The sequence below is a fragment of the bacterium genome (assembly GCA_037131655.1).
Lineage (GTDB): Bacteria > Armatimonadota > Fimbriimonadia > Fimbriimonadales > JBAXQP01 > JBAXQP01.
The window spans coordinates 1-4,115 of sequence record JBAXQP010000243.1; the positions used below are offsets into that span (position 1 = coordinate 1).

The following is a 4,115-nucleotide window of genomic DNA, read 5'->3' on the forward strand; positions in this document are numbered from 1 at the left end:
CACCCGGTTCCAGCGTGCTGAGTTCTTCTTTTTTTCGTGACAGGGTATTGTAAAGACGGATCATGCGGCGCTCCTGCTGTGCTTACCTGGGTAAGCAAGTTGATATTATGTATTTGGATAACATGATAACCCGCGGACGGGTCGAGAAAACATAGATTCCCATCGAAGCCAGACAGCGTGTCGGGTCGTGGGGAATCGGTGTCGGGTTCTCTGGCTTTTCTTCAAAATCAATGATGCGACGATCCTCGTCGATTTTCATCACCCCAAATTCACGTCCTTCTTTAAGAATCTTTTTAAGACTTTCAAATTCCTGTGATATAAAGTTATCCGCCTCATCTACCAAAACCATCTTGGTGATTTGACGGTAGTCCCCATCCAATTTGGAGCTGCCATGCTGATGCATTTGGGTGTAAAAAATATCGAGCGTGATCGCAACTATAAGGTTCTGGATTTTAGGGTCATAACCGGAGAGGTTAATGACTACTACGCCATCCAGTATGTCATAGAGCGACTTGGTCTTTTCGGGATTGGTTTCAAATATCTGAAATGTGTTAAGTTCGTATAACGCCGCGTATAGCGAATCCTGTTCAACTTTTTCCTGGTCTAGGTAAATGTCCCAGATAGTTTGTATTGTCGGTGCCGTATTCGACCAGGATGCCGGGGAATGAGGCGAAATGCCGCACTTATCATAGGCCTGCATCACTAGTTCATGAATTCTGTTTTCCTGCTTTGGCCCTAAGCCAAAGGCCTTGCCGAGTGTTGCGCGAAATTGGCTGGCTGTATGTACCGGCAACATTGGCTTGTTACCAACCAAAGCAAATGGGTTAAAGGGCAAATTGTGCAGCGCGTAGACGGTTGCGTTTGTCGCCTTAACAAAGTCCTCCTTAATGTAATCGGCCTTGTAATCGAAGATTAGGATACCGATAGGCTGCCCGTCAACATTGTCCTTTTGATTACGAACCAACTGCGTGATCAGGCTTTTTGTGAACTGTGTCTTACCTGTTCCCATAGTGCCGATGATTCCGGTGTTGGTATTGAACACCTTGTTAGTGTTAGTAGGCTCCCAAACTACTGAGGCTTGATCAATGGATCGATGCCCAAGGATTACAGACAAGTGTTTACCGCTCGACTGACTATCGCTAGGCTGGGGAATAAATTTTGTTATAGGCTCTTCAACTTGACCTCCTTCAGGGCTCTGCCCATTTTCGATGAGGAAAACCTTTTTCGTAACCACTTGAGGGCCAAGTATGTATTTTGTCGGCACATCACAAATTGTCTGTATCTTTTTCTCCGCCATGAGTTCTTTCAACGGTGTTTTGACGAGTGTTGGTAAAAAACTAAAGGGCAGTTCAATACAAAGTATTGAATCTAACTCTTTATAGGTGGGCTCAAAAACACAAGGGCTATCTACGTGGGCAACGACTACAGCATCAGGGTATTGATCAAGTGTCGCTAAGTGGTATTCGCCACGTAACCATCTTTCTCGCTCAGCCAACAAAGTATCAAAGTACGCACTATCAAAGACTTCGTAGAGTCGGTACTTGTCAACTTGAATAAGCACTTGGCGTATAAACAGGGCGCGATAAACCTTGTTGGCGAAGGCTCTGTGTCCAAGCATGTTGGTAAGGTGTGCGAGTAAGTTTTTCACCTGTTCGATGGCTTTGCTATAGCCCTGTGGCGCTCCGGTCTTTACTTCAACAGGAAGTAAAAAGAGCTGCTGTTCCTTAAAGCCTACCAGCAATATATCGTCTGACATCGGGCCCTCGTTGCCTCCATGGACCCCCGGTGCAAACTCGCTATCCATAATCTTCAGTCCTATATTGCCGGATACACGAACCATCTCACCAATGGATAGAGGAACCCAAGTAATATCGGAAGCAGAGAGCATACAGGTGATGAACTTGTAGGCACCAATTTCACCCTCAATACCCTTACGCGCCGAGCCCTCGGCAGTCAGCATCTTGAGTAACCAATCTCCATTAAAGGCATTAAATTCCTCGATTCTCCCTCCCTGTCCTTGCTCAAGAACTCGCCTATACAAATCCTTTTCTCGGCTGACTGTAATGGCATCATAACCCGCCGAGGTGGTGTATTGGTCAGAAAAGTGGATCAGTGTGACATCCTGATTACGGAAAAAGTCGAGCGTGACCTTGGGGTCTATAATAGTCGTCCATATAGAGGCCTGATAGGCACATTCAAGCAACTCTTTGAATCCCTCATTGACAGCTAAGGCAATAGCATTCGAGCCTGTGTATTGTGTATTGCTTTCAAGAGCAGGTCTTATCAACTCTCCGAAGAGTTTTGCAATTTTCAGATGAGGAATATCCTCATATGCCGTATCTCGAAGACCAAAGGCCGTGAAGTAACTTTCACGTTTACTCTCAGACGCTTCTCCACTCAAAAGTCCGTCAGCGGCAACACCAGAGATGCAGGCAACTATGTTGACATTGACCGGTTGTATTTTCTTTTCATTACGAAAGAAGGCGAGATGTGAGTAGGCGTGCCCATTATCTAAGACTTCTTCATGCGTGAACTTGCTGTAGGTGAGACGTAAGCGCAGGAGATCGATCAGTGTATCGGCAATCTCTTTTTTATTACCCTTGTCTAGCTCCAATTTTTCCTTCAATTTGTTGGGGTTAGATATCTCAGCAAAATCGTCAAACCAGTTGAATTGAAGTTGTTCGTCATAAATATTGACATGTACATAGCAAGCTTTATCGAGATCTTGTTTAAAGTAGTCTACGATTCCAAGAAGCAGCTCTTTGCATTGCTGTTGATTGACTGCATTAATTAGTAACTTGCTTCGACCATTGTGGGTAAATAGTTGACTAAATGCGCGTTGAAATTCGTCAATCTTCTCCTTTACGACTTTACGGACGTAATCGTAATTGCTTTCTTCATGGGGTACTGCCTTTAACCAGGTCGGGTTTTCTTTGAGTTGTTGGACATAAGAAAATTTATGGTCCGCATTATAGAGATAAGGAATTAATCCTCTCGGCGTTAGGCGTTCCTTAGTCACCCTAGGCAGATACTTGAAACTCGCGTTGTCACAATCCTCGGCAATCTGTTCAGCCAATGCCAAGTAGTAGGACATAACAAGTGGATGATAGGGGCTGAAATATTCGCAGTCTTGGTTTCTAATCATGCCGATCTTTAGCACTAACTTGTCCTTGCTGCTAAGGACAGTATCAACCTGTATCTTTTCCAGATAATCGAGGTAGGCTGTAACTACTTGCCGAGCTCGATCGCGGTATTCCACACCCCAAGATACTAAAGAAGGGAGTGTGTTACGTTCATTTAGATATGCATAAAGTGCAGTATAGGCATCGTAAAGCCCAAGGCATACAGTGGACAGCTCTGAGAGAAGCCTGCTACTATTGTAGTCCAGTGCTATAAGCGATTTATCAATAAATTCAGCTTCCCAGCGTAGCAAATTAAGTCGGGTGCTAACCGGTGTGACCTCATTGTTATCAATGATTACTTTATCTTTGCCACGAGAGAACTCACCATAGTAGTCGTCTTTAAAAAGACGAGAAAAACGATCTTTATCAAATAATAAAGGTAGCGAAAGTGACTCTGTTGCAACTTCACCCTCTATGTTGAACTGAAGCTGGTGTTCACCTTTTTCAATTTTGAAGTCGATGAGGTCGGAATCGTTGGCGAATTCTTTAAAATCGACTTCTCCTATGATCTCCGCATTGATAACTTCGTTCCGCTCTTTAAGCTCAATTTTCTGGATCGCTTGAGGGTTGATTACAAGGCTATACTCATCGGTATGCAAGTTAACTACATTAGCTTTGGCTGCAATAGTGAAATTGCTCTTAAATCCATCGACATAAAATTCATCCTTACGCAAGACAAGACAATGGAAAACGTACTTTTCTGTCGATAGATCTCGCCCTCCTGTACCAACAGTAAAGAACAGCGGTTTGCCATCATATGGGCCCTGTACTGAGAGTTTGCAACCTTTATAGGCTTTAAGCTCTGAACCTACAGGTAATAGCTTGTTAGGTTTAGATAGCTGATTTGTCTCAAGGTTGTCCCCACTAAAGGTTGCAGTGAAATCAAAGATATCGATTGAATCTGGAACCTGAATAATAATATGATGCACACGT

1 protein-coding gene is annotated in these 4,115 nt (G+C 43.9%); it reads right to left on the minus strand.

Features of this window, described 5'->3' with window-relative positions; translation table 11 throughout:
• Positions 1–82 precede the first annotated feature (82 nt).
• Positions 83–4,115, minus strand: a 4,033-nt coding sequence (gene dptH / locus WCO51_10445) for a DNA phosphorothioation-dependent restriction protein DptH (GenBank protein MEI6513676.1), incomplete at its 5' end; no start/stop codon positions are given.